The sequence below is a fragment of the Falsihalocynthiibacter sp. CO-5D18 genome (genome assembly GCF_041205445.1).
GTDB classification, from domain to species: domain Bacteria; phylum Pseudomonadota; class Alphaproteobacteria; order Rhodobacterales; family Rhodobacteraceae; genus Falsihalocynthiibacter; species Falsihalocynthiibacter arcticus.
This window is the reverse complement of the sequence record NZ_JBGFCF010000006.1, coordinates 144,275-169,248: the sequence shown is the minus strand read 5'-3', so window position 1 is coordinate 169,248 and position 24,974 is coordinate 144,275. Positions and strand designations below refer to the sequence as shown.

The window sequence follows — 24,974 nt, the reverse complement described above, 5'->3', positions numbered from 1 at the left end:
CTCCCTATTTACCAAGACAAAAACTGCTAAATATCTCATCCAGCAGATGTTCAACATCAACACGGCCAACAATCGCATCAAGCCGTCTCACCACAGACCGAAGTTCTTCAGCTGCAAATTCGGCCCGTTCAGACCCTTGCAATACCTCAGCTCGCGCCGATTCTAAAGCCCCAATTCCATGCTCAATCGCAATCCTATGCCGTTCATGGGTCGCGGTTACTGCACCTTGTGCACGTTCAGATAGAATACGCGATATTTGGTGAACGAGACTAGAAACACCCTGCCCCGTTTTTCCTGAAACACCTCCATTCCCAGAAAGGTCAGCCTTACCAGAAATGAGAATATCATCGGGGTGCTGAATTAACCCTGGATAGCCAGAATTGTCTACAGATAAAAGTACGCGCAAGTCGGCACTGTTGGCACGCTCAATGGCCCGTTCAATGCCAATACCTTCGACAAAGTCCTCTGTCTCGCGCAAACCCGCTGTATCCAAAATCGTAACCGCCAACCCCTCAAGGTCCATCCGAACTTCGATAACGTCCCGCGTTGTGCCAGCAAATTCTGAAGTGATCGCAGCATCCCTGCCCGCCAGTGCGTTCAGCAATGTAGATTTTCCAGCATTGGGTGGGCCGACGATAGCCACTTCAAACCCCTCACGAATACGCTCAGAAATATGGCTTCCTGCGGATTCGGCTTTCAACTCTTCCTGAACGCCATTAATTAGTTCAAGCACTTCTGGCGTTACATCAATCGGAACATCTTCATCGACAAAATCAATCGTCGCTTCGAGTAGAGCCGCCGAACGGATAAGTTTCCGACGCCACTCCTCCGCTTTTGCGCCCAGCGCACCCGATAGAACTCTCAACGCTTGCCTGCGTTGCATCTCGGTTTCTGCATCGATCAGATCTGCTAAGCCCTCGACTTGGGCTAAATCCAAACAGCCATTCTCCAAGGCGCGACGGGTAAATTCTCCAGGTTCTGCGAGGCGAAAACCCTCAAATTCAGAAAGGGATTTCAAAACCGCGCGGATAATTGCTTGCGAGCCGTGCAAATGTAATTCGGTAATCTCCTCGCCGGTAAAACTTTTTCCCGCCGCGAAACACAAAACCAAGGCTTCGTCCAAAAGCACCTTCTGAGAATCGACGAGTTTCCGAACTACGCCTTCCCGCATTTTTGGAATGCGCGCACCAAAATGGGTAAGCGCCGAATGCGCATCAGGTCCGGAAATCCGAACGATTGCGACGCCAGCTTTACCCGACGCCGACGCAAGTGCGTAGATCGTGTCCATATATACAACCCATTGTTTTAAAACAATAAGTGATGAAAACCAAAAAGGCTCAGGTATTCATCGAATCAAAGAAGTCGGAGTTTGTTTTGGTCTGTTTCAGCTTGGAAATCAGGAATTCAATGGCATCGGTTGTGCCCATTGGATTCAAAATGCGACGCAGAACAAAGGTTTTCTGGAGGTCTATTTTATTCACCAGAAGTTCTTCTTTGCGCGTACCAGACTTCAGAATATCCATCGCAGGGAAGACACGTTTATCAGCCACCTTGCGATCGAGAACAATCTCGCTGTTACCCGTGCCTTTGAATTCTTCAAAGATGACCTCGTCCATACGCGAGCCCGTGTCAATAAGCGCAGTCGCGATAATGGTCAGGCTTCCACCCTCCTCGATGTTACGTGCGGCACCAAAAAAGCGCTTAGGGCGCTGCAAGGCGTTCGCGTCAACACCGCCTGTCAGTACCTTACCCGAGGACGGTACAACCGTGTTAAAGGCACGACCAAGGCGGGTGATGGAATCCAGCAGGATCACAACATCACGTTTATGTTCGACAAGGCGTTTGGCTTTTTCAATCACCATCTCGGAAACGGCGACGTGACGCGTTGCAGGCTCGTCAAAAGTTGAGGAAACAACCTCGCCTTTCACGCTACGCTGCATGTCCGTCACCTCTTCTGGGCGTTCATCGATCAGCAAAACGATCAAATAACACTCAGGATGGTTTTTCTCGATGCTAGACGCAATATTCTGCAACAAAACCGTTTTACCGGTCCGTGGCGGCGCAACAATCAACGAACGTTGACCTTTACCAATCGGCGCAACCAAATCAATGATCCGCGCAGAGCGGTCTTTTGTGGTTGGATCGTCGGTTTCCATGATCAAACGCTCATCAGGATAGAGCGGCGTCAGGTTATCAAAGTTGATTTTGTGACGATTGCGTTCAGGCTCTTGGAAATTGATTGACGTCACTTTTGTCATCGCAAAATAACGCTCTGTGTCGCCGGGAGCCTTCACAACCCCATTTACCGTGTCGCCGGTGCGCATGGAAAACGAGCGGATCATCTCTGGAGACAGGTAAATATCATCTGGGCCGGGCAAATAGTTTGCCTCTGGGCTGCGCAAAAATCCGAATCCGTCCTGCAAAACCTCAAGAACGCCGTCGCCCGACACTTCCCAATCATCATCCGCACGTTCGCGCAAAATGTGGAACATGATCTCGCCCTTGCGCATAGTAGAGGCGTTTTCGATCTCAAGCTCTTCCGCCATAGACAACAGGTCTTTGGGCTTAAGCGCCTTAAGTTCAGAAAGATTAAGGGTGTTCTCACTCATGGGGGGTACGTCCTTGTCCGGCCAAAGATTTGGCACGCGGGCATTTAGGTTATGGATACAGAAAGCAAACGGCCGGACGGCCGCCTAGGGGCTAAATAGGACGCATCTTTGCTTAAGTCAATATTTTAGAATGGGCGCGCAATAATTGATACGACGATAATAACCATTAGAACCGTCGGAACTTCATTCAGCATCCGAAAATACCGACCGGATTTTACGTTTTCGCCAGCTTCAAAGGCGCGGCGATACTTTGATAGCATTCCATGCACGCCACTTAATCCCAAAACACTCGCAAACTTCGCATAGGGCCATACAGCGCTCCAATCAACAATACCTGGGGTAAGCGCGAGTAATATTCCAAACACCCATGTGGCGATCATTGCTGGGTTTATGATGACCTTGAGAAGGCGTCGCTCCATAAGTTGAAAAAGCGCATCTGTTTCACTGCCCTTCTTAACGCTTTCGACATGATAGACATATAATCGTGGTAAATAGAACATTCCAGCCATCCAAGCGATAACCGAAATTACATGCAGGGATTTCACCCAAGGGTAAATCGACTGGAGAATATCAAACATGGGCACCTCGAGGTTTCATATCCTCCCTATAATAATAATAAAGTATTTATAGAAGGATGATGATTAAGTAGGGGTCGCTCTTTCTGTGGATTATTGATTTCTCCCCAGTTTCATACAAGGTCAGATTCTTTGATAGTCTAAGCGTTCTTGCCTGTGGGTAAGTCCCATTGCGCCATATAATTAGTGGCATTTGAGAAGTTAAAATGTGGATAGCTTGAGTATAGAATGTAGACATCTCTTGCATTTTTCAGTTGTACACCGCGACAAGTTATCCTCATCCACAGTGCATAAATGCTTTGTGAACCTTGACAAACTCAGTGAGATTGCCTGTTTTCGAGAAGAGCCCCAGTTATCAACAATTCAACCCCTGATTAAACGGGGGATTCGCCCACAGGATCGTCCACATGCCCTCTCCACTCATTTTGGCCTCAGGCTCACAAATTCGTGCTGAGATGCTCACGAACGCCTGTGTTGAATTTACCGCGCAAAAGCCGCGTGTGGACGAAGAGGCGATAAAAGCCGCTCTTGTTGCCGAAAAAGCAGCACCAAGGGATATTGCCGATGCTCTCGCCGAGTATAAGGCCCGCAAGGTCAGTCAGAAAAATCCAGATGCGCTGACGCTTGGATGCGATCAAGTTCTCGACTTCAAGGGAGCCATATTCAACAAGCCCACGACCAAGGACGAGGCCATTGCACAATTGCGAGCCATGTCAGGTCAGAAACATCAACTTCTCTCGGCGGCTGTCATCTATCTCGACGGGAAACCCTTGTGGCGGCATGTGGGCGTTGTCCGCCTGCAAATGCGCACTTTATCCGACACCTATATAGAGTCCTATGTAGAGCGGAACTGGGAAGAAATTCGCCACTGTGTCGGCGGATATCAGCTTGAAAAAGAAGGCGTGCGCCTGTTTACCCGTATTGAGGGCGACTACTTCACCGTTCTCGGCCTGCCCCTACTCGAAGTCCTGTCCTTTCTAACCCTACGCGGAGACCTTCCTTCATGAGCGAGACCAGAATTCCCCTCGCCGGCGTCATTGGCGCCCCTATTGCTCACAGCCGCTCCCCTGCCCTTCACGGCTATTGGCTCAAAAAATATGGGATCGCGGGGCAGTACATCCCGATGCACATTGAACGCGCGGACCTTGGGGAAGCGATCCAAACCTTGCCCAAGCTTGGGTTCGTTGGGATTAATGTGACGATCCCCCATAAAGAAGCCGTTCTGGAATTCGCCGACCTTGTTACCGATCGCGCGTCGCTCATCGGCGCAGCCAACACTCTGATTTTTCGCAAAGATGGCAAAGTTCATGCTGATAACACCGACGGGTTCGGCTTTATCGAAAACCTGAAACAGGGCGCACCCACGTGGCAACCAAAACTCGGCCCCGCAGCCGTTATCGGGGCTGGTGGTGCGGCGCGCGCGGTGATTGCCAGCTTGCTTGAGGTTGGCGTTCCGGAAATTCTCCTCGCCAATCGCACCAAAAACCGATCAGAAGCGTTGCGAAGTGAGTTTGGGCAAAAGGTGACCGTGGTTGATTGGGTTCAGGCGGGCAACATGCTCGAAGATGCCGCTACCGTCGTAAACACGACGTCGTTAGGGATGACGGGTGGGTCTGAGTTTCGAATTCCTCTAGACGGGTTGCGCAAAGGTACGGTCGTAACCGACCTTGTTTATACCCCGCTGCGCACCAAATTCCTTGATGATGCCGATTTAATGGGATGCCACACCGTGGATGGCTTGGGAATGCTCCTGCATCAAGCCGCCCCTGCGTTTGAGCGGTGGTTTGGCGTGCGCCCCGAAGTTGACGATGAATTGCGCCGCGCAGTTCTAGAAGCGTGAAAAATCCCTTCATACTTGGTCTAACCGGCTCAATAGGCATGGGTAAATCGACAACCGCCCAAATGTTTGCTGACTTGGGGTGTGCCGTTTGGGATGCAGATGCGGCAGTTGCGCGCCTGTATCAAAAGGGCGGATTGGCCGCTGTACCCTTGTCCGAAATCCATTCTAAGGCGGTTGTAAACGGTGCCGTAAGCCGGGACCGCTTGAAGGAGTGGATTGCCACAGACTCTAAGGCCCTGTCCCGCATCGAAGCGATTGTGCATCCGCTTGTAGCTTCAGATCGGCAAGCCTTTGTTGAACAAAATACCGCCGACATCATCGTTTTGGATATCCCTCTCTTGTTTGAGAACGGTACACAAATGCAGATGGACGCGGTTGCTGTGGTTTCAGTCCCGTCAGAAATTCAGCGCAAACGGGTTTTGGCTCGTGGTACGATGAGCGAAGATACATTCAACATAATCCTCTCCAAACAAATGCCCGATGCGCAAAAACGTGCGCGTGCAGATATCGTCATCCCAACCCTGAACATCGACGAGACAAGACAAATCGTTGCTGATATTGTAGAGCGGATAAAAAAAGGGACGTTCCATGCGTGAACTCGTGCTCGACACAGAAACCACAGGATTCAAGCCTGAAGAGGGCGACCGCCTCGTTGAAATTGGCATTGTCGAACTGATGAACCAATTGCCAACAGGCCGGACATATCACCAATATATTAACCCAAAACGGGATATGCCGCAGGGGGCGTTCGAGATTCACGGCCTGTCGATTGAATTCCTTTCAGATAAGCCAGTTTTTGCGGATATCGCGCAGGATTTCGTGGATTTCGTTGGCAATGACCGCATGGTCATTCACAACGCGGCTTTTGACATGAAGTTCTTGAACGCCGAATTGGGCTGGGTTAACCGCCCTCTCCTACCGATGTCACAAGCGCTGGATACTCTGGCGATTGCGCGCAAACGGTTTCCCGGATCGCCCGCCTCCCTCGATGCGCTGTGCCGTCGATTTGGCATCGATAATTCGTCGCGCACCCTTCACGGCGCACTTCTTGACTCTGAGATCCTCGCGGAAGTGTATTTGGAGCTTATTGGCGGTCGTCAGCCTGATTTCGCCCTAAAAACCAGCGAGCAATCGCAGAATGACGGTTCGAATGGAGATTCTTGGCGTCCGAAGCGGCGAGAAACAGCTTTGCCAAGCCGCCTAACCGAGGAAGAAGCCGCCGCCCATGTTGAATTTATCAACAAAATAGGCGACGGCGCGCTTTGGAAAAAGCTCTGATTTAGGAAACTGGAGCGGGGCTCGCCGCTGCTTCAGCTTGTGCGCGACGAGTAAGTTCGGCACGGTAAAGAGCAAGAAAATCAATCGTTTCAAGGTTTAGCGGTGGGAAGCCACCATCCCGTGTAACGTCGCCAACAATGCGGCGCACATAAGGGAACAACATCCGTGGGCATTCAATCAACAAGAACGGGTGCAGTTGATCTTCTGGCACATTGTCGATGTGGAAAATTCCGCCGTAATCAAGCTCCATAAGGAACATTGGCTCGCCAGATTCTTTAACATTGCTGGTGATTTTCAGCTTCATGGAAACTTCGAATTGCTTATCCACAGTCCGTTTTTTCGCATCTAGGTTCACTTGAACTTGCACATCAGGCTGCGAAGCGCTGGTAATACCTTTCTGCGCCACGATATTTTCAAACGAAAGATCGCGGATGAATTGAGCTAAAACTTGCATCGCGGGTGCAGTCGGTGCCGCCGCCGCTGGCGCTTCTGGTGCACCGGTTGTTTCTTCGGTCATTCCTTAGTTCTCCTAAAAATCGTAAATTCTAATTTCATGTATCAGGTTGGTGGGCGACGCTCAATCCTTGGTCCCGTTTGAAGGCGGGTCAATATGGGGCGCATCCGGTTCAACGCGCGCATAATCGCCGTCAATGACTCCCTCTTCGTCGGATTTGTAGCGCGGATTGTTTGAGAAGCCTGACGTGCTAAAGCTCTGAACGTTCATCCGGGACCCGACGAATTTGATCACTAAAGCCCGAAACGGCGGCAGCAGGAGCAAAATCCCGATGCTGTCGGTGAAAAATCCAGGCGTCACGAGGAGCGCCCCGGCCAGCAAGATCATCGCGCCGTTTGCAATCGGAACCGTGGGGTCGCGCATCTCCTGAAAGGACGCCTGAAGCGACGAAAGCGCCATCGCACCCTGCACCCGCATCAAATACGACCCTACAACAGCGGTCAGAATTACGATGCCAATTGTCGGCCATGTCCCGATAATTCCGCCAACTTCGAGAAAAAGTGTGATTTCAATTATCGGAATTGCGATAAAAGCGATTAAAAGCCACATAAGACCCCCTAAGACTTTGCTTGCACCAGTTGTTTCTAGTGCTTCGGTACCTTACATATGTTCTCACAAGGAAAGTTTCCAACTATTTCCATTTTGGACGAGGTTTCGATGAACGGTGGCGGACTGCAACTTCTGGTATTGGCTGGAATCGCGATATTTTTAATTCTCAAGCTGAAAGATGTGCTTGGGACACGCGACGGGTTTGAGCCCCCTCGCGAGGACACCCTTGCGCCGAAAGCTGTCAAAGGGCCAACTTTTTCGGTGATTGAAGGTGGGCCAGATCGCGACATCGTCGATCACACGGACGACGCCGACACAATCGCCGCGATCACTCAAATGAAAAAGATTGAACCAAATCTTTCGATTACAGAGTTTCTAGGCGGCGCACGCGGTGCGTATGAAATGATTCTAATGGGCTTTGAGCATGGGGATTTGGACGATATTGCGCCTTATCTTTCTGAAGATGTTCATCAGAGCTTTGTGGATGTTATCGCGGATCGCGAAGATCGTGGTTTGACCATCGAAGCGCAGTTCATCGGCGTGCGTGACTTGGCGCTTGTTGGCGCTGAATTTGATCCGAAAAGCTCAGTTGGTGAAGTAACGATTAAGTTTACCGGAGAATTGACATCTATTGTACGCGATAATTCGGGTGAAATTATTGAGGGCGATGCGACCACAGTGAAACGTCAGAAAGATGTCTGGACGTTTGCTCGGACCTTAGGTGCCGCCGATCCCAACTGGCAGCTTGTACAAACGGGCGGATAACGCGTGATATCGCGGCTAAAAATAGGACTTGGGGTGCTTCTGGCACCCTTTGTTGTTTCTGAGGCTTCAGCCGAGGCGACCGCGCGTGTTCTATCGTTTGATTCTCTTTCTGGTTGGCATTCGGACAATCACCAAGCTGCCCTTGAAGCGTATCAAGGGACCTGTTCACGGATGGAGGATCAGGAATGGGCCAGCCTTTGCGCGTTTGCCCAATCGAATCCGGATGCAAAAGCTTTCTTTGAGTTGTTCTTTCGGCCCGTCATAATTGAAAACGGGACTCCAACCCTTTTTACGGGGTATTTTGAACCCGAATTAAACGGCGCGCGGTTTCAAGACAGTGTTTATCGCTACCCGTTGTATCGCAGGCCACAAGAACCCTTCCTTAATTACACACGCCAACAGATAGATGAAACGGGAGCGCTGCGCGGTCTTGAGATTGCGTGGGTCGATAATCCCGTCGATGTTTATTACCTGCAAATTCAAGGGTCTGGCCGTGTGAACCTGACCGACGGAAGCAGTATCCGCGTGGGCTATAGCGGCGAAAACGGGCACCCAAATCGCTCCATCGCTCAGACGATGATTGATCAGGGGATTATACCTCGTAGCCAAGCTTCAGCTGCGCGGATTCGCGATTGGTTTGGCCGAAACCCAGGTTTTGGGCAGCAGATTCTTTGGTCGAACCCCTCGTATGTCTTTTTTCGCAAACTGTCTCTACCGTCGCACAAGGGGCCGCACGGCGCGATGAGCCGTCCGCTTACATCTATGCGATCTTTGGCTGTTGATCCTCTATACACCACCCTCGGTGCGCCAGTTTGGATTGAAAAATCAGGCAGCCCAAGCCTTCAGCGGCTTATGGTCGCTCAAGATAAAGGTGGAGCGATTAAAGGTGCTCAACGCGCAGATATTTTCTTCGGCACGGGGGAGGTTGCGGGGAAAATTGCAGGGCAAACCAAAGATGGCGGCAGGATGGTTGTTCTGATGCCCATTCAACTGGCATTTGCCATGGCTCCGGAGGGGGCTCAGGAATGAAAAAACCTCGCGGCTTAAGGCCGGATGAAGAAGAATTATGGCAAACGGTTGCCATTCAAACCAACCCCCTTCACCCCATCCGCCAACCACAATCGTTGAGCGACAGAACCGTGCAAGCCACGCGCAAACCGTTGAAAATAAACAAATCAGGGCTACGGGCATTCCATATTGGTGAAACGGCAATCCCGCATGTTAAGGGGCATGCCCTGCTCCCAAGTCTCGCGGACCGTATTTCGCAAGCGCCCGTTCAAATGGATCACAAAACCTTTGGCAAAATGAAAAAAGGCAGGCTCTCGCCCGAAGGAAAACTGGATTTACATGGGATGACAATGGCCAACGCCCACCCCGCCCTAAATCGGTTTATTCTGGATGCATATGCCGATGGAAGACGTCTGGTTTTGGTTGTGACGGGCAAGGGCAAGTACCGTGATGAGCCCGGCCCAATTCCGGTTCCCTATGGGGTTCTCAAGCATCAAGTACCACAGTGGTTGATGATGCCACCTCTACGCTCCGCCGTACTCCAAATCAGCGAAGCCCATCTCAAACATGGCGGCGGTGGCGCCTATTATGTGTACCTACGGCGCCACAGATAACAAAGGCGTGGCACGGAACATTCCGATCCATACCCCAACAATTGCGACGACAAAATAGATCGCAATTCCAATCATTTGTTTTGAAAAATCAATTCCTTGATCAATCAATACCCCCGATAATCCGGGTCCAATCGCCGATGCTGCTACCATAACGGCCGCCGCCATTGCCTTGATTGAGCCAAGGTTACGCGTCCCATAAAACTCGGCCCAAAACGCGGGCAAAAGCACGGACGCCGCCCCTTGGGATAGCCCTAAAAAGGACATAGCGACCGCCATTTCAAACAAGGTGCCGCTTTGCGCACCGAGTATGAATCCGACGATCATCGGGACGAGGTACACGGCCAAGATGCGGGGCGTTGAAAACCGGTCAATCGCCCAACCCGCGGCGATCATCGAAAGGGAGCTTACGACCGTGAAAATGGGGAAAAGTGCCACAAAACTAATATGAGAAAACCCTTTAACTTCGCTAATGTGCACCTGTTGAAAAAAGAATGTCGTTATGAAGCAGGGCGGCCCAGCAATCGCCAAGATCATCAGCCAAAAAAGCCAGTGCTTCAGCGTTTGGTTGCGCGTCCAATCCACACCATTCATCCCCTTGGAATGTTCCATTTTGGCGAGGGATTGTGGAGTTCGTTCGTTACTGAGGAGGGCAAGGACAATTGGAAGAATGATAAAGGTCAAGCCTGCAGCCAAAACCCACAATCCGCGCCACGACATCCACGTCATAAGGAACACGAAAACAATCGGGAGCGCGGCCTCGCCCGTTTTGAAGCCAAGCGAAGCAATCGCCAAGGCCCGCCCACGCGTTGCAACGAACCAGCGCGCCATTGAAACCATTGCAGCGTGCGCCAACATGCCCTGACCCGTGAATCGAAGAGCAAAGATCACGAAGATGAGGGCTGTCGCATTTGGAACCGTGGCCATCGCGAGGCATGCTAGCGCCAGCAGTGCAAATATACCCGCGCATAAAGTACGGATACGCCAACGGTCTACCAAACCACCCGCCCAAACCATCAGGATGGCAGAAGCAGACGTTCCAATAAGATAAATCCCACCCCAAGCCCCATGAGAAAGATCAAATTCAGCGCGTATTGAGCCCGCGAAAATTGCGATGAAATACGTTTGCCCAAAACTTGAAACAAATGCGATCAAAAATCCGGCGGAAAGCCAACGGGCGTTGGCCAGTAAAAAAGAGGGGTAAGTCATACCATAACTTTGCTGTAAGGGAGCCTACCTTGTGGCGCAAAGATCGCGGAGCGAAAAGCCCTAATTGTTAGCGCTCTCGGGTGACAGCACGATACGCGTTAGGTTGTTGATTGAAATCGCAACGCTCGGGAACGGGCCGGGAAGCGTTTTCCCACTTACCGAAAGAACGGCCTCACGCCCTTGAATGAGTTGAATAAACTCAAGCGCTTCGGGATTTTCGAAGGCTGCCAAGTGGTTGCTCTTTTGAATTCCATCCAGAGCCGAGATATCCCAAACAACTGTTTCCAAATGCGCGATTGGCGTTACATCCTGAATATTTCCGAGGCGAGCGGTCTCGCCAGACACGCGCGCCGAGAGTTGCAGAGCGCGGTCACGTGAGGACGTGAAAATCACAAAGAAATCGGGAAGTTTCCCAATGCGCGACGCCTGACTTACGAATAAATCGACATCGAGGTCAGGGGCAATTAAGGCGACCCCCTTGATCATACGCGTGACTGCGCCTTCGTCCTCAATGGCGATGCTGCGCAAGGTTTCCATCGTGAGGGCGGCCCCGAGCGAGTGCGCTACAATAACGATTTCAGAAGCGCCCGCGTCTTTTACAGTTTCGAGAAATTCCTGAAAGCTGTCGCGCGCAGTCAAAACGGCATCGCGATCATGGGCGTATCCAAAAGCACTTCCGGTGCTGGGCCAAGCGAAATGCGTAACAACAGCATTCACTGAAAAATCATTTGAAATTTGAGCAGCACGGTAAAGCCCGTCGCCAAATGTGTTGTAAAAACCATGTACATAGACATACACGCGCTTTTTTACGGGCGATTTTTCTATAATTTGCTTACGCAGGGATGCCTTGAACGCAGTGTCGTCCGCGTAGGTGTATTTCGCCGTAACCGCAAAATTCTTTTCGGGATTAGGTGTTTTACCCAATGGCCATTCAATTTTTCCTGGCTCATGCAGGGGTGGAATGGATACATCATAGCGTACGTAATTGGTGGCGTCCGCGAGTGAACTGTTGAAAGTTCCATCGTTGGTAGGATTGCGCGTGGTGCCCACGTAGATCGGCACCACGGCCCCCACATCGGCGCGATCAGTGTAGCTCAGGTCGTTTTGAATTGCACAACCAGACAAAACGACCAACCATAAGGCAAAAAGAACGCGCATATTTTGAACCTTATTAGTCCTAGAGGACGTATCGACTTATATCGGTCGATTTTGCCAACGCACCAAGATGTTGTTCAACGAATTCGGCGTCGACCACGATATGTTCGTCGGCTCGGTCGGGTGCTGTAAACGAAAGCTCCTCAAAAACCCGCTCCAAAACAGTGTAAAGTCGACGGGCCCCGATGTTTTCAATGGTCCGGTTCACTTCCGCCGCGATTTTTGCAAGCGCAGCGATACCCTCTGGGGCAAAGGTCACGTTCACTTTTTCGGTCGCCATGAGAGCCGTGTATTGCAGGGTTAGTGCGTTTTCGGTCTCAGTCAGAATACGCACAAAATCTTCTTCGGTTAGGGCGCGTAACTCAACCCGAATAGGGAGGCGGCCTTGAAGTTCTGGCAGAAGATCGCTGGGTTTTGCCACATGAAATGCACCGGATGCGATAAATAAAATATGGTCCGTTCTAACAGGGCCATGTTTTGTAGAAACGACGGTGCCTTCGATTAGCGGCAAGAGATCACGTTGCACGCCTTCGCGCGAAACATCAGCGCCCCGCGCGTCAGAGCGTGCGCAGACTTTGTCAATTTCATCTAAAAACACGATGCCGTTTTCTTCGACGCTTTCGAGCGCGCGTTTAACCACGATTTCATCATCCAGCAGCTTGTCGGCCTCTTCACCAAGAAGCACTTCAAAGCTGTGAGCGACGGTTAGTTTCTTACGGGTGGTGCGTCCGCCCATGGCTTTCCCGAATAGATCGCCAAGATTCATCATTGTCGCGCCACCGCCCGGTTGTCCGGGAATGTCGAGACCTTGCATCGGGTTCGAAGTGTCCGCGACTTCGAGTTCAATAATGGTGTCGTCCAACTCGCCGGAGCGAAGTTTCTTGCGAAACATCTCGCGGGTTTGCTCACGGGCATCGGTGCCGGCAATGGCCTCGATCACGCGCTCTTCTGCGGCTTCGCGGGCCTTTGCGCGGACGTCTTCGCGCATGAAATCACGGGTTTGGGTAATAGCGCTATCCATGAGATCGCGAATGATTTGCTCTACGTCGCGGCCAACGTATCCAACTTCAGTGAATTTGGTGGCCTCAATTTTAATGAACGGAGCCTTCGCCAGTTTTGCCAGACGGCGGGAAATTTCGGTCTTTCCGACGCCAGTTGGCCCAATCATCAGGATGTTTTTAGGGTAAACTTCATCGCGCAGATCGTCCGACAACTGATTGCGGCGCCAGCGGCTGCGAAGCGCCACGGCAACGGCGCGTTTGGCGTCACTCTGGCCGATGATAAAACGGTCAAGTTCGGATACAATTTCGCGGGGCGTAAGGTCGGTCATACGGACTCCGAGTAGGGGGGAAAGCGGTTTTTAAGGGGAAAATCGGGAAGCTTTTGCATGAGGGTTGCGCGGATTTGCACCCACCATGTGCCGAGAATTGTAATGCCGCCACCAAGCAAGAGCAGAGTAGCAACGATAGAGATATCGCCGTCGGAGGAGTTTTGAATGGCCATGGAAATAAGGATCGCAATGTACCCAATTCCAGCGGTCAAAAAAGAGCGTCGGTCGATGATTAAAGCCAAGATTGTTACCAGCACGAGAGCGAGAGCCGTGAGCAATGCGCCCAAGGTACCACCCAGATTAAAAAGCGATAGCGCGATCACATTCACAAGGGCAGGGGCGGCCAATATGTGCAGCCAAAAGGCTGAAGATGCGAAGCGGCTGATGCGATAGGGGTCTTTTAGATCAAACCAAATACCGCCCGCAAATGCCAGAAGGCCGAAGATTAGCGATCCATAAGCCATGGCCGATCCTGCGCCCAAATCAAACAGCGACGTGGGTAAATCAAAGATGAAGCGCCGGTCGTCAGACACTATTCCTGCAATAGAAAGGACGCTGACAATCCCAAAAACACCAAGGACGAACATCGAAAACGGGAGTTTGAAATAGGAGAAATACCAAGCCATGCCCACCATGCCGACAAGGCCAATCGTTAATCCTTGGCTCGCATTTGGTGTGGTTGCTCCCGAAATCCCAAGGAAAGTTACCGTCGAGACGGCCAGAAACAAGCCAAATCCGGCAGATAACGCGATACTTGGCAGGCTCATGCGGCGTTTTTTCGTGAAGTAGATCGCGAAAAGTGCCGTGAGGACGACGCCCACTATCGGCACGAAAACCCCGCCGCCAATTAGCCATGTGATCGCCAGCAGGCCCGAGAATAACAGGCCCAAGCCGACGGTCACAAAAATTTCAGAGAAGCCGCGAAAAAACTCGAACGGCTCGTCTTCTCCGGAGAGGAAATCGCGCACGCCCTGACGCGATTGGGCCATGGTGATCAATTTCGACGCTTGCACTTCGTTGAGGACACCAGCGGCCACTGCGGCGCGCACATCATCTAGGGTCAACTCGGCCATTTATACAGCTTCGATGGTTTCAACGGTCAATTTACCGTTGGTATAAACACAAATATCGGCCGCGATGGACATCGCCTTGCGCGCAATCGCTTCGGCGTCCAGATCAGAATCCATCAGAGCCCGCGCAGCCGCGAGTGCAAAGTTCCCGCCTGATCCGATGGCGGCTACGTTATGTTCTGGCTCCAACACATCGCCCGCTCCCGTGATAACCAAAATATCGGTACCATCTGTCACGATCAGCATCGCTTCGAGTTTTTGCAGGTATTTGTCGGTGCGCCAGTCCTTTGCCAACTCCACACTAGCACGCGCCAATTGTCCGGGGGTTGCTTCGAGTTTGGCCTCAAGCCGCTCAAGAAGCGTAAACGCGTCCGCCGTAGAACCGGCAAACCCAGCCACAACATCATGTCCACCGGGCGACAAACGCCGCACTTTGCGCGCAGTCCCTTTGATAACTGTGGGTCCAAGACTGACTTGTCCGTCCCCCGCAATCACAACTTTACCGTCTTTTTTCACACCGATGATTGTGGTGCCGTGCCACCCTGGAAATTGATCGTCTGACATAAAACCCCTCGTCGTTTCTAGGTATATGGCCGTCTAGGGGCTATCCCACAAGTTCTTTGCTTGGAAATATTCCGAAGGCGACCTAAGTTCTGCAGCATGGACTCCTTGAAAACGCTACATATCTTCCTCGAAGAGGGCTTTAAAAAAAGCGCTGAAAATGGTGCCCACAATCTCATGAACCGCATTGAAACAGCGATGTCGAGTGTTGGGGTATCGGTCGACTACCATTTGAACACGGCCAAAAATAGAAATGCGTCGCAGGATTTTCAAGGGTATTCACTGTTTCACATGGAGGATCCCTTCCATGATCGCGCACTTAATCTTCGGCGGGCGTATTTCTATCCATTTTGGCGCATTGAGAAAGTTGCCGAACGGTGGAATTTTCGGGTCGCAAGTATGCCTTACCCCGCCGACAAACAAGAGTCCAACATGGCAAAAACGTTCGCAAACTCGATGCGGAAGCGGCATTTTGGCGATCAGCCTGTCACCCGTGAGGGGCATATTTTCATGCCATTGCAGGGTAAAATTTCGAAACACCGAAGCTTTCAATCCTGCTCGCCGCTTGAGATGATTGAACAAACACTTGCCACTGATGCAACTCGCTCTGTGATCGCCAGTCTGCACCCCAATGAGGCCTATTCTGAAGGTGATTTGGCGCGTTTGCGTGCCTTGGAAGGTAAACACACTCGGTTTCGGTTAAGCGACACGCCGTCAGACGCGCTTTTGGCGTCCTGCGATTATGTTGTGACCCAAAATTCATCGGTCGCGCTAAAAGGGTTTTTCCTGCAGAAGCCAGCCGTTTTGTTTGCCCAGATTGATTTTCACCACATCGCAGGAAACGTGGGTCGCGTTGGGTTGGAGGCCGCGTTTCGACATGTGCACCAACCCGCGCAGAGTTATGACAGCTATCTCCTGTGGTTTCTGCGTAAAACCGCGATCAATGCAGGAAATGAAAATGCAGAAGCGCGCATTTTGGCCGCGATGCGAAAAAGTGGCTGGGAACTTTAACGAAAATGGGCGCCCAAAACGGACGCCCAATTAATACTCGAATTCAAGAAGGCTTAAAGTGCTTCGTCAATCCAGCTCTTCAATGCTGCTTTAGGGGCAGCGCCAACTTTGTTGGAGAAAACTTCGCCGTTTTTAAACAGGAACAATGCCGGAATCCCGCGCACGCCCATTTGACCAGGGGACTGTGGGTTTTCATCGACATTTACTTTAACGACTTTGATTTTGTCGCCGTATTCGGCGGAAAGCTCCTCAAGAGCAGGGCCGATTTGTTTACATGGACCACACCATTCCGCCCAAAAATCTACAACAACAGGGACGGTAGACTGGCGGACTTCGGCGTCAAAAGTTTGGTCGGTTACGGCAACTGTAGCCATCGGCTCTCTCCTAGAGGAAATTTGTTAGGTCTCAAACCTAGGTACGCGGCGCGGCATCGTCAAGGCATGTTCACACGCGCAAGGGCATCTGTCACACTCGCGTGACTGAGCGGCATGAGGGTCGCGGTTTTAGTCCATAAAATCGCGGGTCGGAGTGTGTGGTTCGGATAAATCTGGCTTAGGGCGGAACAGTAGGCGCCCATTTGGCGCATCAATCCCTCGGGCACGTCATCAGCCGATGCGGGAACGACGGCGTTGGATTTGAAATCGATCACGTGTATTTCAGTTTCATCAATCACCAGTCTGTCGACCGAGCCCGAGATCTCCGCCGTCGTATAATTGCCCTTTGCCAATTCGGGTAGGGTGGCAAATATATTCACCTCCGAAAGAGCGTTGCCCGAGAATAGAAACGCCAAATCAGTGTGTTTCAAGCATTGCACGGCCTCAGGCAGTAACTCAGTAAACATCTCACCAACCAAAATTTCCGCCCGTGCGGGCCACTCATCCTCTGAAATCTCAGGAAGGTACTCCAACAAGAGGTGAATCAACGTGCCCCGTTCCTTGGCTTCATCCTCACTCAGCCCGCTTGGGCCTGCGAGCGCCTTTGCGCCACCTAGGTCTGATGGCGAAAGCGGTTTGACATTTTTTATGGGCGCGGGTGCGGGAGTAATTGCCCAGTTAGGCTTGATTGGAGAGTGCATTTCCGAAGCTTGTTTAGATGGCATTTGTGGAAGGTCGTCCCACGATAGGCTCTGATATCGAAGTCCTAACCCTGACGGGAACGTATGCGTCACCGCGCCCGCTTGCTTCATGCCTTCTTCGATCAATTGGTGCCACGCGAGGCCGTCTTTGTTCAGCTTGCCAGCGCCGCAGGTGATGAGCCATTTTTCGGCCCGCGTCATCGCCACATACAAAAGGCGCATTTTTTCTTGCGCTTGAAGTTCCTTCTTCGTGTCGATGGCATCGGCCATATTGGGCGGCATTTCGGTGGCCCGCATTTTCCACGTCACCAACCCATCCTCAAGCGGTATAAGCTCAGATTTCACAACATTTGCGCGTGCATGTGTGTCTGGAAGGATAACGATTGGTGCCTCAAGCCCCTTCGCCCCGTGCACAGTCATCACCCTGATCTGGTCGCTTGCACTGTCCATTTGCCGTTTGATTTCAACCTCTTCAGATTGAAGCCACGTGAGGAAACCCGTAAGACTCGGGATTTCCATCTGCTCAAAACTCAACGCCTGACTTAAAAGGGCATCAATGCCATCCTCGGCTTCTGCCCCAAGGCGGGCAACCAGATTTATGCGGCCTTTATGATCCGTCAAGCAGCGTTCAATTAGTTCATAGGGGCGAAGAAAATCGGCTGAATCGCGGAGGTCTTCGAGGATAGAGACGGTTTCGGGGAATTCCTTTTTACGTTCCTGAAGCGCGCGCCAGAGATACTTTTGCGTCCGTTTCTGAGCTAGGTCATACAAATCTTGTTCGCTCCAACCAAAGAGCGGCGAGCGCAAAATCGCGGCGAGCGAGAGGTCATCCTCGGACGTGGCAAGGAAGGATAGAAGCGCGGTGATGTCCTTCACGGCAAGGCTTGCGCCAATCCGAAACCTGTCCGCCCCCGCAATTGCCAGCTTTTCAGCCTTACAGGCTTGGATGATTTCCGGAAAAATACCGCTCCGACCCTGCACTAAAATGAGGAAATCGCCCTCGGTAACAGGGCGTTGCGCATAGGTTCCTGAAATGCCAATTTCTTGCGGAATAGTGACGTTTTCATCGATCATCCGGCGAATTTCACCCGCGATCATCCGCGCGAGTTGAACATTGTGGTGATTTTGAGAAAGACGATCAACGGGGTCGGCCCAATGGCGATCATCCTCGTCCGAAACACTCTCAATGATCGGCCAGTGATCTACGCGGCCCGGCATCGCGTCCTTAAAGGCGATATGGGTCATTTCGCCACCCACGCCGTGCCCTTGGCGCGCCGAAAAACTGTGGTCCACAACAGAAAGAACGGAACTGGAAGACCGAAAGGAGTGTTCCAATTGCAAACTCTGGAGGCCCACGCCAATTTGGGTCAAACGCGCGGCGAAGTGCTTTTGCATGCGGTCAAATTCGGACGGATCGGCACCTTGGAACGAATAAATTGACTGTTTTTTGTCGCCAACCACGAAAATTGTACGCGTTTGGTCTGAACGCGCGCCTGCACCGCTGGTGAATTCTTGGGCAAGGTTTTCAATAACGCTCCATTGCGCGGGGCTGGTGTCTTGGGCCTCATCCACCAAAATGTGGTCAATTCCGCCGTCCAAACGATACAAGACCCATTGCGCGACTAAGGGATCGGTCAAAAGATCGCGTGCTTTTAGAATGAGATCGTCAAAATCCAACCAACCCCTCCAGAGTTTCTTTGCCTGATATCGGGGTAAAAATGCGGCGGAAAATTCCTGCAGTGCGAGGGTTTTTCGCGCGGCATAGAGCCTGTTTTTAGTGTCGCGTGCATCTTCAATGCGCATCATGAAGTTATTCAGCCGATCCATGCTGTCACTGAATTGCTTCTGAACTGGCTTGGTTGGAACGGCACCAATCTTTGCGGTAAACGGTTCCTTTGTCTTTTGACCAGTCAAGAAAGTGCCTTCGAGTATTGCAAGGTCGGAAATTGATAGAGTCGAAAAGTTGAGTCCGCGAAGGTGTGCGTGAGTTCTGTGGTCGTTAGATGATCCCGCCTCCAAATAGGGCATTAGGCTTTCTAGGAGGGCACCGTCGTCGGGCAAAAACGTGCGTTCTTCGAGGTCGAGCAGCGAAAACCCTTCGGTCAATTCAAATCGCGCCCAAATATCATCTGCATCCGGACTGGTTGGAAAATTTGCGGCGTATTTAGAGATTTCAGCAGTGAACTTGGTCAAATCTTGATCCGTGAGTAATGCAGCGACGCCATCAACGGTCCATTGGTCACCGGCAAGTACCATTTCATCGACTACTTCCTCCCGCAGAAGGTTGCCTGCCCGATCATCCATTTCGACAAACTGGGGCGAAACGCCTGCCTCAAGAGGGAAACGGCGCAGCAGTGAAGCGCAAAACGAGTGGATTGTTTGAATTTTCAATCCACCGGGAGCCTCGATTGCACGGGCAAAAAGGCGGCGGGCCTCTTTCAGTTCAGCGTCGCCGACTTGCCCCTCGAACCCAAGTTTTTTGAGGTCGGCCTTTAGCTCGTCCGTCTCTAACATGGCCCAACTGCCCAAACGGGCAAACAAACGGTTCTGCATTTCGCTGGCAGCAGCCTTTGTATAAGTTAAGCACAGAATATGTTGGGGAAGAACTTTATCGAGCAATAAGCGCGCAACGCGATCCGTCAGCACACGGGTTTTCCCCGACCCTGCGTTCGCCGAGAGCCACGTTGAATCTTTGGGGCTGGCCGCTTGGACTTGGCGTTCTGAGGCTTGATCGCGGCGCATCATGATACCACCTCACGGTTGGGGGCGTCGCTTTCTTCCCACTCGCCAAAACGCGCAAGATGGTCGTAATCGCCGTAGTGGGCCACGACACTCGTAGCGCGACGCGAGGTATAACCTTGGTCGGGTGCGAAATAGCTTTCAATCAATGTGTGCAGCTCCGCCCAAATGTCGGTCGTAGAAGTTTCCTCGAGTTTCGCGTCGCGTTCTTCAGGGGATGAGCCGATGCCAATGTAACTCGCGCGTTGAACACTGTTTTCCGCAACGCCAAGGAAGGCACCGCGTTCAAGCATTGTCGCCTCAAGCAAGAGCTGTTTGTCGAAGAGATGTTCCACTTTTGCAGTGGGCGGCGTCGTTTTATAGTCGTAGATCACGGCGCGCCCATCGGGAGCAACATCGATGCGATCGGCGATTCCAGAAAGCGTGAAATCGAGCCTATCCAGCCTCAATTCGCCTCGTTTTTCAAAATAAGTTGGCGTGGCTTTGCTTTGCCTATCGTGCTCCGTTGCGACAAACCACTCGGCCAAGCGACCCAATTTCCCGCGCCATATACGTTGCGCTGCGGGCCAAGGAACCTCAGCTTCCAGGATTTTGTCGGCCACCGCCATAAGGGAGGCGGTATTCAGTTTGGATAGGGGGATGTCGCGCACGACTGCCTCGAAAATACTATGCAGAACCGTTCCGCGCAGTGGCGCACTCGCAACTTGTCGCAGGGGATCCAGCGGTTTGAGTCGCAACACATGGCGCGCGTAAACGGCATAGGGGTCGCGAATAAGTGTCTTGATCTGGGTTACGGAAAGCTTTTTGGGCCGCGCATGGACTGGTGGTTGCGGGCAGGGCCGCTTAGCGCTTTCAATCCGTTTTTCTGGTGTCTCAAGTGCTTTGAAGAGGGCCAAATAGGTATTCCCACGACGTCGCATTTGATCAAGGGCTTCTTTGCCACCAGTTTTTGGCAAACCATCCAATAGGTTCACCAATCTATTCACCCAGCGCGACGGAACCGTTTCACTTTCCGAACTGCGAATAGAGCGTGTAATCCAGACTTCTGGTGCACAAACGGCCTGTTGGAAATCGTGCGCTGAGAGCCCGATCCGCCGTTCGGGCAACAATAGACCCGCATCGGCACGCATTTTTCGGTTCAACCACGGATCGGGTTTTGGTGATTCCGGCCACACGCCTTCGTTCAAACCTGCAAGAATAACCAGATCTGCGCCCTGAACGCGGGCCTCAAGTGTTCCCCAGATCATAATGTTTGGATGAGGTTGAATCGGGTCGCGCACAACTTCTTTGTCTAGCACGGACCGAAAGAGGTCGACATAATCTCTGGGCGCAAAATCGCCGCCATAGCCCGCTTCAGACTTCAATGCTTCAACGGTTTGGAGCGCGCTTTCACCAGCTTTTTTCAACCAGAACTGGCTTTGATGCTGTGGGGCGGGGCCGTTTGCGAGCCTTTCGGCGATAGCCAAATGAAAATCTAACTGCTCCGAAAGACTCCGCGTCCCAACGGTCGAAAGTTCAAATAAACATCCTATGATCCACTCGACCCAGAGGTTCGCGTTTTCGTCGCCCTTCAGCGTGGAGGCCCACAGTTGAAGGTCATCCGCGTGCGGGTGGGGCGGGCCAAATCTGCGCAGCTTGAGTTCCAACTCGCGTGTCAATTTGAGGTGCGCGCCCCGTTGCCCACTTCCCGTGTTTGTCAGCGGGTGTTTTAGCAAGGTGAGGAGAGCCTCTGATGTCAATTGCTGCCCCATTAGTGCGGAAATATGGCGTAAAAACCGACCGGGAGCGGAAAGAGCAAGTGGCGTGCCTGCGCTATCGTCGGGTTCAATTTTCCACTGCGAAAGGGCGGCGGTCACTTGTCGCGTCAGCACACGATCAGGCGTTATTAGAGCCGCTTTCTGGCCTTTATCAACAGCTTCTCTTAACCTAAGCGCTATAGCTCCCGCCTCCTCGCGAGACGAGGAGGCCTCGACCAAAGTGACGTTTTCGCAGGCTGACGCGAGGCTTGGTAGATGTTTGCCTTCGGACATCCACTGGTCGGTTACGGGGGCGGGACGCAGAGCCAGCGAAATGAGTGCATTGCGTTCTGGGCTTGGAGCAGGTGTTAGGCTCCACTGTGAAACACTGTCGCTGGTCACTTCAAACGACTGCAACAAATGGTGGAACCGATATTGCGGATGATCCTCGGCTGTTAGGGCGTCATCGAGCCCGGACCAAACCTCGGCGGGCATGTCAAAATCAAACCCCGGAAGCACAACCGCCCCGTTGGGAAGCTCCGCAATCGCGCGCATTAACTTATGGGTTGCCCCGCGCGATCCCGTTGAACCCGCAAGAATAATTGGGTTTTTGGGCGGATTATCTTGCCATGAAGAAATAAGCGCTTCGATAACGAGGCGTTGGCGCGCTTCTTTGTCCAGTGGTTCGGTGGTGTTGTCGAAATACCGGTCAACGATACCAATAAATTCAAGGGAACGCGCCCAATGCCCCGATTGATCAGACACATCAAGGGACGAAATGCGGCAGGGTTCCACGCCTTCGCCATGCATTTCATCCATCAAAGTCGCCAAACTATCGGCGAGGTCATAGAGAGCATCGCGCGCGGCAAGGTCTGGTTGCTGATCAAGGAGTTGGGCGATGAGTTGGGTGAGTTCGAGCCGCCTTCTCAGGGGCGAAACCGCCTTTTCTATACCCGCCGCGGCCCCAAACGCGAGGTCCGTAACGAGGCCGATTTTTGGACATAGAATTGCACCTTGAGCAGCAAAAAGGCTGACAACCCGCCGCTTCATCCGCTCGGTATTGACGACTAACTGGACGCGCGCCAGTTCTTCTGGAGGCTTGTCGCGATATCGGTCCAGAAGGCCATGAACCAGTACCGCCGGGAAATCACATCCAGGGGCGATGCCATAGATGTTCGGCTTAAACATCGTGGGCACGTTTCAGGAGAGATTCGGCGATAGGCACACTCGAGGGTTGCCCGACGTCACACCATTTCCCTGAATAAGTAACGCCAAAAACGCGGCCGCTTTGCATGAGAAGATTCCAATATAGGTTTAGTGAAAATGCGGTTTCTGAAATTTCCGCAAGGCGGTCGGTTTTGATGATCTGTGCGCCCGTATAAAGGAGGGGGCCACCGCGCGTTAGGTGCCCATTTTGATCGGACGAAAAATCTCCACTTCCGTGGTGCCCAAAGGATTGAGTTAAGGGAACGAGCATCAATAACGCGTCCATTTGGGTAGGATTCCAAGTCTTTCGCAACAGGGTCAGCGGGTTGGGGCCGGACCAAATGGCGTCAGAATTAAGGGTAAAAACGGGGGCGTTCTGTAAAATTGGAAGGGCTTTGCGCAGGCCCCCACCTGTCTCAAGAAGTTGGGATTTTTCGTTCGAGAACTGAACGCCTTTTGGTCCGAAATGTTGGACGATACTGTCTGGAAGGTAATGAAGGTTCATCACGGTTTGAAGGTTTTCATCCTGCGCGAGTGCAAAAGCATAGTCGGCGAGTGGTTTGCCGTTCACCAAAATCATCGGTTTTGGAAGGGTTTCGGAAAGGGGCAACATGCGTGTGCCCTTGCCAGCCGTGAAAATCATGATCGATTTAGGCATCTGGACCCTCCAGACGGCAAAGCACCTCGGGCGATGGCGGCGGCAAGGTATCCATGAGGATCGCCTTCAAATTGGTAAGGTTAGGGTGCTCTAGATCACGCATCAAATGGCCCCAGACACGGGGTAAAAACTCTAGATATCGCCGCTTTCCTTTGTTAAGTGACAGATGCGCCAGAACACCCAAAATACGAAGGTTCCTTTGCGCGGCTTGAGCACAAAATCCCTCAAGGAAAATATCTGGATCAAGCTTTGAATGGTCGAGAAAGTGGTCGAGAACGAATTTGCGAGTCGTCTCGCTAACATCGCGGCGCGCGTCTTCCAACAATGATGCGAGATCATAGCACGAGTGTCCCACGTGTGCGTCCTGAAAATCCAAAACACCAACGCGGGCAACACCAAAGCGATCTGGAAGCCAGAGCAGGTTTTCTGCGTGGAAATCACGCAACAAAAGCTTGGTTTCTTTTGAATTAGACCTAACCAATACGCGCTCCAATTCGAGGGATATCGCGCTTTGAGCACTCGGATTTTCCTTTCCGGTTGCGCCCAAGAGATAGGCATCAAAAGCCGGAGCAATGGCCCTTGCCATGGTTGCTGGATCAAGCGTTGGTAGATTTTTTGGCGTCGGCGCTGTCTGAATTTCGAGGAGAAGGTTTGCAGCGCCAATGTAAAGGTCGGTCTCCATCTTTGGCTTTTGCAATAAAATATTGGCAAAGAGCTCGTCGCCGAGGTCTTCAAGGAGTAACTCTTCCTCAGATTGCGCCAAAATAACTGGTGCAGAGAGGCCGAGGCTTCGCAAGTGAATATCAATTTTGATAAAGTCCGCAACGCCGTCAGGACGATCATTGCGGGCGTCCATGTGGATCATGCTGCCAAATGCAGGGTGGCGCCAGCGCGCATATCTGCGACCGGATGCATCACCCGCGAGAGGCGTTACGGTCACACCACTTGGGCTAAAGAGGAGTTGTGCAAAGCGATCAGGCATTCAAAACCTCTGTCAAAATGTTCCAACGCGCCGAATGAGATTGAAATTTCAGAAGACGAACTTCATCGTTTTCGGGAACAAAAGTGATGTGCAGGGCGTCTTTGGGTTCTTGCCCCGCGAGCCTATCTGGCCATTCTATCAAACAAAGCGAGGCGTCGAATGCCTCTTCTAGACCAAGTTCCCATGCCTCGTCGGGATGGGCTAGGCGATACAAATCACAGTGCCAGATCTGAAACTTAGGCCCATCATAAACCTGAACAAGTGTAAAGGTTGGCGAGGGAATGTCTTCGGGATGGGTTAGAATTGACAGAATGAGGGATCGACTGAATAGGCTTTTCCCGGACCCGATAGGCCCTTCAAGAAGAATTGTGTCCCCAGACGTAAGATGCGGCGCTAGACGGTTGGCGAGCGCTTCTGTCTCCTCAGGAGAGGAAAGTGAAATTTGATGTGAAAACGGTAACATGTAGCGAATTTAACGCAGCCACATCCAACC

The 24,974-nt window shown here is 52.0% G+C and carries 24 protein-coding genes; 8 read left to right on the top strand and 16 right to left on the bottom strand.

The features are described from left to right. Positions 1 to 4: 4 nt before the first annotated feature. From mnmE to hemJ, 3 genes are all read right to left on the bottom strand, one after another. Entirely contained in the window at positions 5 to 1,288 is a 1,284-nt protein-coding gene (mnmE, locus tag AB9F27_RS10340) for a tRNA uridine-5-carboxymethylaminomethyl(34) synthesis GTPase MnmE (protein WP_335583929.1), read from the bottom strand. A 49-nt stretch (positions 1,289 to 1,337) separates the two neighbouring features. After that, the gene (gene rho / locus AB9F27_RS10335; RefSeq protein WP_335583930.1) at positions 1,338 to 2,609 is read right to left on the bottom strand and encodes a transcription termination factor Rho; all 1,272 of its coding nucleotides are present in this window, start codon (positions 2,607 to 2,609) and stop codon (positions 1,338 to 1,340) included. 125 nt (positions 2,610 to 2,734) lie between these two features. Beyond that, positions 2,735 to 3,187 (bottom strand): protoporphyrinogen oxidase HemJ, encoded by a 453-nt coding sequence (hemJ, locus tag AB9F27_RS10330; protein WP_335583931.1) that lies wholly within the window; start codon positions 3,185 to 3,187, stop codon positions 2,735 to 2,737. A 404-nt stretch (positions 3,188 to 3,591) separates the two neighbouring features. On the opposite strand from hemJ, the gene AB9F27_RS10325 reads away from it, so the two are divergent. From AB9F27_RS10325 to dnaQ, 4 genes are read left to right on the top strand one after another with little or no spacing between them, the layout of a single operon-like run. After that, a complete protein-coding gene (locus AB9F27_RS10325; protein ID WP_335583932.1) occupies positions 3,592 to 4,191 on the top strand; it encodes a nucleoside triphosphate pyrophosphatase in 600 nt (199 codons plus the stop codon). After that, entirely contained in the window at positions 4,188 to 5,024 is an 837-nt protein-coding gene (locus AB9F27_RS10320) for a shikimate dehydrogenase (protein ID WP_335583933.1), read from the top strand. Before AB9F27_RS10325 ends, AB9F27_RS10320 begins: the two co-directional genes overlap by 4 nt. After that, a complete protein-coding gene (gene coaE, locus AB9F27_RS10315; RefSeq protein WP_335583934.1) occupies positions 5,021 to 5,620 on the top strand; it encodes a dephospho-CoA kinase in 600 nt (199 codons plus the stop codon). Before AB9F27_RS10320 ends, coaE begins: the two co-directional genes overlap by 4 nt. Then, entirely contained in the window at positions 5,613 to 6,302 is a 690-nt protein-coding gene (dnaQ, locus tag AB9F27_RS10310) for a DNA polymerase III subunit epsilon (RefSeq protein ID WP_039002880.1), read from the top strand. The genes coaE and dnaQ overlap by 8 nt, the downstream gene beginning before the upstream one ends. A 1-nt stretch (position 6,303) precedes the next feature. Here dnaQ and secB read toward each other — a convergent pair whose 3' ends face one another. After that, the gene (gene secB / locus AB9F27_RS10305) at positions 6,304 to 6,819 is read right to left on the bottom strand and encodes a protein-export chaperone SecB (RefSeq protein WP_039002881.1); all 516 of its coding nucleotides are present in this window, start codon (positions 6,817 to 6,819) and stop codon (positions 6,304 to 6,306) included. A 60-nt stretch (positions 6,820 to 6,879) separates the two neighbouring features. Continuing rightward, positions 6,880 to 7,365 (bottom strand): FxsA family protein, encoded by a 486-nt coding sequence (locus tag AB9F27_RS10300; protein ID WP_335583935.1) that lies wholly within the window; start codon positions 7,363 to 7,365, stop codon positions 6,880 to 6,882. A 108-nt stretch (positions 7,366 to 7,473) separates the two neighbouring features. Between AB9F27_RS10300 and AB9F27_RS10295 the strand changes: the two genes are divergently transcribed. Genes AB9F27_RS10295 through AB9F27_RS10285 form a run of 3 tightly spaced genes read left to right on the top strand, consistent with a single transcriptional unit; the run spans position 7,474 to position 9,752 of the window. Continuing rightward, positions 7,474 to 8,130, top strand: a complete 657-nt coding sequence (locus AB9F27_RS10295) for a Tim44/TimA family putative adaptor protein (protein WP_335583936.1) — start codon at positions 7,474 to 7,476, stop codon at positions 8,128 to 8,130. A 3-nt stretch (positions 8,131 to 8,133) separates the two neighbouring features. Then, positions 8,134 to 9,159, top strand: coding sequence for an MltA domain-containing protein (locus AB9F27_RS10290; protein WP_335583937.1), 1,026 nt, complete (start codon positions 8,134 to 8,136; stop codon positions 9,157 to 9,159). After that, complete coding sequence (locus tag AB9F27_RS10285) at positions 9,156 to 9,752, top strand: Smr/MutS family protein (protein WP_335583938.1); 597 nt, start codon at positions 9,156 to 9,158, stop codon at positions 9,750 to 9,752. Before AB9F27_RS10290 ends, AB9F27_RS10285 begins: the two co-directional genes overlap by 4 nt. Here the strand turns inward: AB9F27_RS10285 and AB9F27_RS10280 are convergent. Genes AB9F27_RS10280 through hslV form a run of 5 tightly spaced genes read right to left on the bottom strand, consistent with a single transcriptional unit; the run spans position 9,735 to position 15,077 of the window. Beyond that, positions 9,735 to 10,958, bottom strand: a complete 1,224-nt coding sequence (locus AB9F27_RS10280) for an MFS transporter (protein ID WP_335583939.1) — start codon at positions 10,956 to 10,958, stop codon at positions 9,735 to 9,737. The two genes, AB9F27_RS10285 and AB9F27_RS10280, sit on opposite strands and share 18 nt — an antisense overlap. 60 nt (positions 10,959 to 11,018) lie before the next feature. Then, positions 11,019 to 12,116: an alpha/beta hydrolase gene (locus AB9F27_RS10275; RefSeq protein WP_052274903.1), complete on the bottom strand. Its 1,098-nt coding sequence runs from the start codon at positions 12,114 to 12,116 to the stop codon at positions 11,019 to 11,021. Positions 12,117 to 12,135: 19 nt separating this feature from the next. Beyond that, on the bottom strand, positions 12,136 to 13,443 hold the full coding sequence (gene hslU, locus AB9F27_RS10270; protein ID WP_335583940.1) for an ATP-dependent protease ATPase subunit HslU: 1,308 nt from the start codon (positions 13,441 to 13,443) through the stop codon (positions 12,136 to 12,138). Further along, a complete protein-coding gene (locus tag AB9F27_RS10265; protein ID WP_335583941.1) occupies positions 13,440 to 14,516 on the bottom strand; it encodes a hypothetical protein in 1,077 nt (358 codons plus the stop codon). The genes hslU and AB9F27_RS10265 overlap by 4 nt, the downstream gene beginning before the upstream one ends. Further along, a complete protein-coding gene (gene hslV, locus AB9F27_RS10260) occupies positions 14,517 to 15,077 on the bottom strand; it encodes an ATP-dependent protease subunit HslV (protein ID WP_039002891.1) in 561 nt (186 codons plus the stop codon). A gap of 105 nt (positions 15,078 to 15,182) precedes the next feature. On the opposite strand from hslV, the gene AB9F27_RS10255 reads away from it, so the two are divergent. Then, the gene (locus tag AB9F27_RS10255) at positions 15,183 to 16,085 is read left to right on the top strand and encodes a hypothetical protein (protein ID WP_335583942.1); all 903 of its coding nucleotides are present in this window, start codon (positions 15,183 to 15,185) and stop codon (positions 16,083 to 16,085) included. Positions 16,086 to 16,138: 53 nt separating this feature from the next. On the opposite strand, the gene trxA is transcribed toward AB9F27_RS10255, so the two are convergent. Genes trxA through tsaE form a run of 6 tightly spaced genes read right to left on the bottom strand, consistent with a single transcriptional unit; the run spans position 16,139 to position 24,944 of the window. Continuing rightward, positions 16,139 to 16,459 carry a thioredoxin gene (gene trxA / locus AB9F27_RS10250; RefSeq protein WP_039002893.1) on the bottom strand — a complete coding sequence of 107 codons (321 nt, stop codon included), beginning with the start codon at positions 16,457 to 16,459 and terminating at the stop codon, positions 16,139 to 16,141. A gap of 59 nt (positions 16,460 to 16,518) precedes the next feature. After that, entirely contained in the window at positions 16,519 to 19,905 is a 3,387-nt protein-coding gene (gene addA, locus AB9F27_RS10245) for a double-strand break repair helicase AddA (RefSeq protein ID WP_335583943.1), read from the bottom strand. Then, positions 19,902 to 22,823 (bottom strand): double-strand break repair protein AddB, encoded by a 2,922-nt coding sequence (gene addB / locus AB9F27_RS10240; RefSeq protein ID WP_335583944.1) that lies wholly within the window; start codon positions 22,821 to 22,823, stop codon positions 19,902 to 19,904. Before addB ends, addA begins: the two co-directional genes overlap by 4 nt. Next, positions 22,816 to 23,499, bottom strand: a complete 684-nt coding sequence (locus AB9F27_RS10235) for a nucleotidyltransferase family protein (RefSeq protein ID WP_335583945.1) — start codon at positions 23,497 to 23,499, stop codon at positions 22,816 to 22,818. Before AB9F27_RS10235 ends, addB begins: the two co-directional genes overlap by 8 nt. Beyond that, complete coding sequence (locus AB9F27_RS10230; RefSeq protein ID WP_335583946.1) at positions 23,492 to 24,481, bottom strand: phosphotransferase; 990 nt, start codon at positions 24,479 to 24,481, stop codon at positions 23,492 to 23,494. The genes AB9F27_RS10235 and AB9F27_RS10230 overlap by 8 nt, the downstream gene beginning before the upstream one ends. Continuing rightward, entirely contained in the window at positions 24,474 to 24,944 is a 471-nt protein-coding gene (tsaE, locus tag AB9F27_RS10225) for a tRNA (adenosine(37)-N6)-threonylcarbamoyltransferase complex ATPase subunit type 1 TsaE (RefSeq protein ID WP_335583947.1), read from the bottom strand. The genes AB9F27_RS10230 and tsaE overlap by 8 nt, the downstream gene beginning before the upstream one ends. Between the last annotated feature and the right edge of the window lie 30 nt (positions 24,945 to 24,974).

Excerpts from the sequence above, each read along its gene's own strand:
- AB9F27_RS10325 (WP_335583932.1), top strand. The coding sequence starts at position 3,592 with ATGCCCTCTCCACTCATTTTGGCCTCAGGCTCACAAATTCGTGCTGAG.
- trxA (WP_039002893.1), bottom strand. The coding sequence starts at position 16,459 with ATGGCTACAGTTGCCGTAACCGACCAAACTTTTGACGCCGAAGTCCGC.
- mnmE (WP_335583929.1), bottom strand. The coding sequence starts at position 1,288 with ATGGACACGATCTACGCACTTGCGTCGGCGTCGGGTAAAGCTGGCGTC.
- tsaE (WP_335583947.1), bottom strand. The coding sequence starts at position 24,944 with ATGTTACCGTTTTCACATCAAATTTCACTTTCCTCTCCTGAGGAGACA.
- AB9F27_RS10265 (WP_335583941.1), bottom strand. The coding sequence starts at position 14,516 with ATGGCCGAGTTGACCCTAGATGATGTGCGCGCCGCAGTGGCCGCTGGT.
- dnaQ (WP_039002880.1), top strand. The coding sequence starts at position 5,613 with ATGCGTGAACTCGTGCTCGACACAGAAACCACAGGATTCAAGCCTGAA.
- AB9F27_RS10295 (WP_335583936.1), top strand. The coding sequence starts at position 7,474 with ATGAACGGTGGCGGACTGCAACTTCTGGTATTGGCTGGAATCGCGATA.
- hslU (WP_335583940.1), bottom strand. The coding sequence starts at position 13,443 with ATGACCGACCTTACGCCCCGCGAAATTGTATCCGAACTTGACCGTTTT.
- secB (WP_039002881.1), bottom strand. The coding sequence starts at position 6,819 with ATGACCGAAGAAACAACCGGTGCACCAGAAGCGCCAGCGGCGGCGGCA.
- AB9F27_RS10300 (WP_335583935.1), bottom strand. The coding sequence starts at position 7,365 with ATGTGGCTTTTAATCGCTTTTATCGCAATTCCGATAATTGAAATCACA.
- addA (WP_335583943.1), bottom strand. The coding sequence starts at position 19,905 with ATGATGCGCCGCGATCAAGCCTCAGAACGCCAAGTCCAAGCGGCCAGC.
- addB (WP_335583944.1), bottom strand. The coding sequence starts at position 22,823 with ATGTTTAAGCCGAACATCTATGGCATCGCCCCTGGATGTGATTTCCCG.
- AB9F27_RS10280 (WP_335583939.1), bottom strand. The coding sequence starts at position 10,958 with ATGACTTACCCCTCTTTTTTACTGGCCAACGCCCGTTGGCTTTCCGCC.
- hemJ (WP_335583931.1), bottom strand. The coding sequence starts at position 3,187 with ATGTTTGATATTCTCCAGTCGATTTACCCTTGGGTGAAATCCCTGCAT.
- rho (WP_335583930.1), bottom strand. The coding sequence starts at position 2,609 with ATGAGTGAGAACACCCTTAATCTTTCTGAACTTAAGGCGCTTAAGCCC.
- AB9F27_RS10230 (WP_335583946.1), bottom strand. The coding sequence starts at position 24,481 with ATGCCTGATCGCTTTGCACAACTCCTCTTTAGCCCAAGTGGTGTGACC.
- AB9F27_RS10285 (WP_335583938.1), top strand. The coding sequence starts at position 9,156 with ATGAAAAAACCTCGCGGCTTAAGGCCGGATGAAGAAGAATTATGGCAA.
- AB9F27_RS10235 (WP_335583945.1), bottom strand. The coding sequence starts at position 23,499 with ATGCCTAAATCGATCATGATTTTCACGGCTGGCAAGGGCACACGCATG.
- hslV (WP_039002891.1), bottom strand. The coding sequence starts at position 15,077 with ATGTCAGACGATCAATTTCCAGGGTGGCACGGCACCACAATCATCGGT.
- AB9F27_RS10320 (WP_335583933.1), top strand. The coding sequence starts at position 4,188 with ATGAGCGAGACCAGAATTCCCCTCGCCGGCGTCATTGGCGCCCCTATT.
- AB9F27_RS10275 (WP_052274903.1), bottom strand. The coding sequence starts at position 12,116 with ATGCGCGTTCTTTTTGCCTTATGGTTGGTCGTTTTGTCTGGTTGTGCA.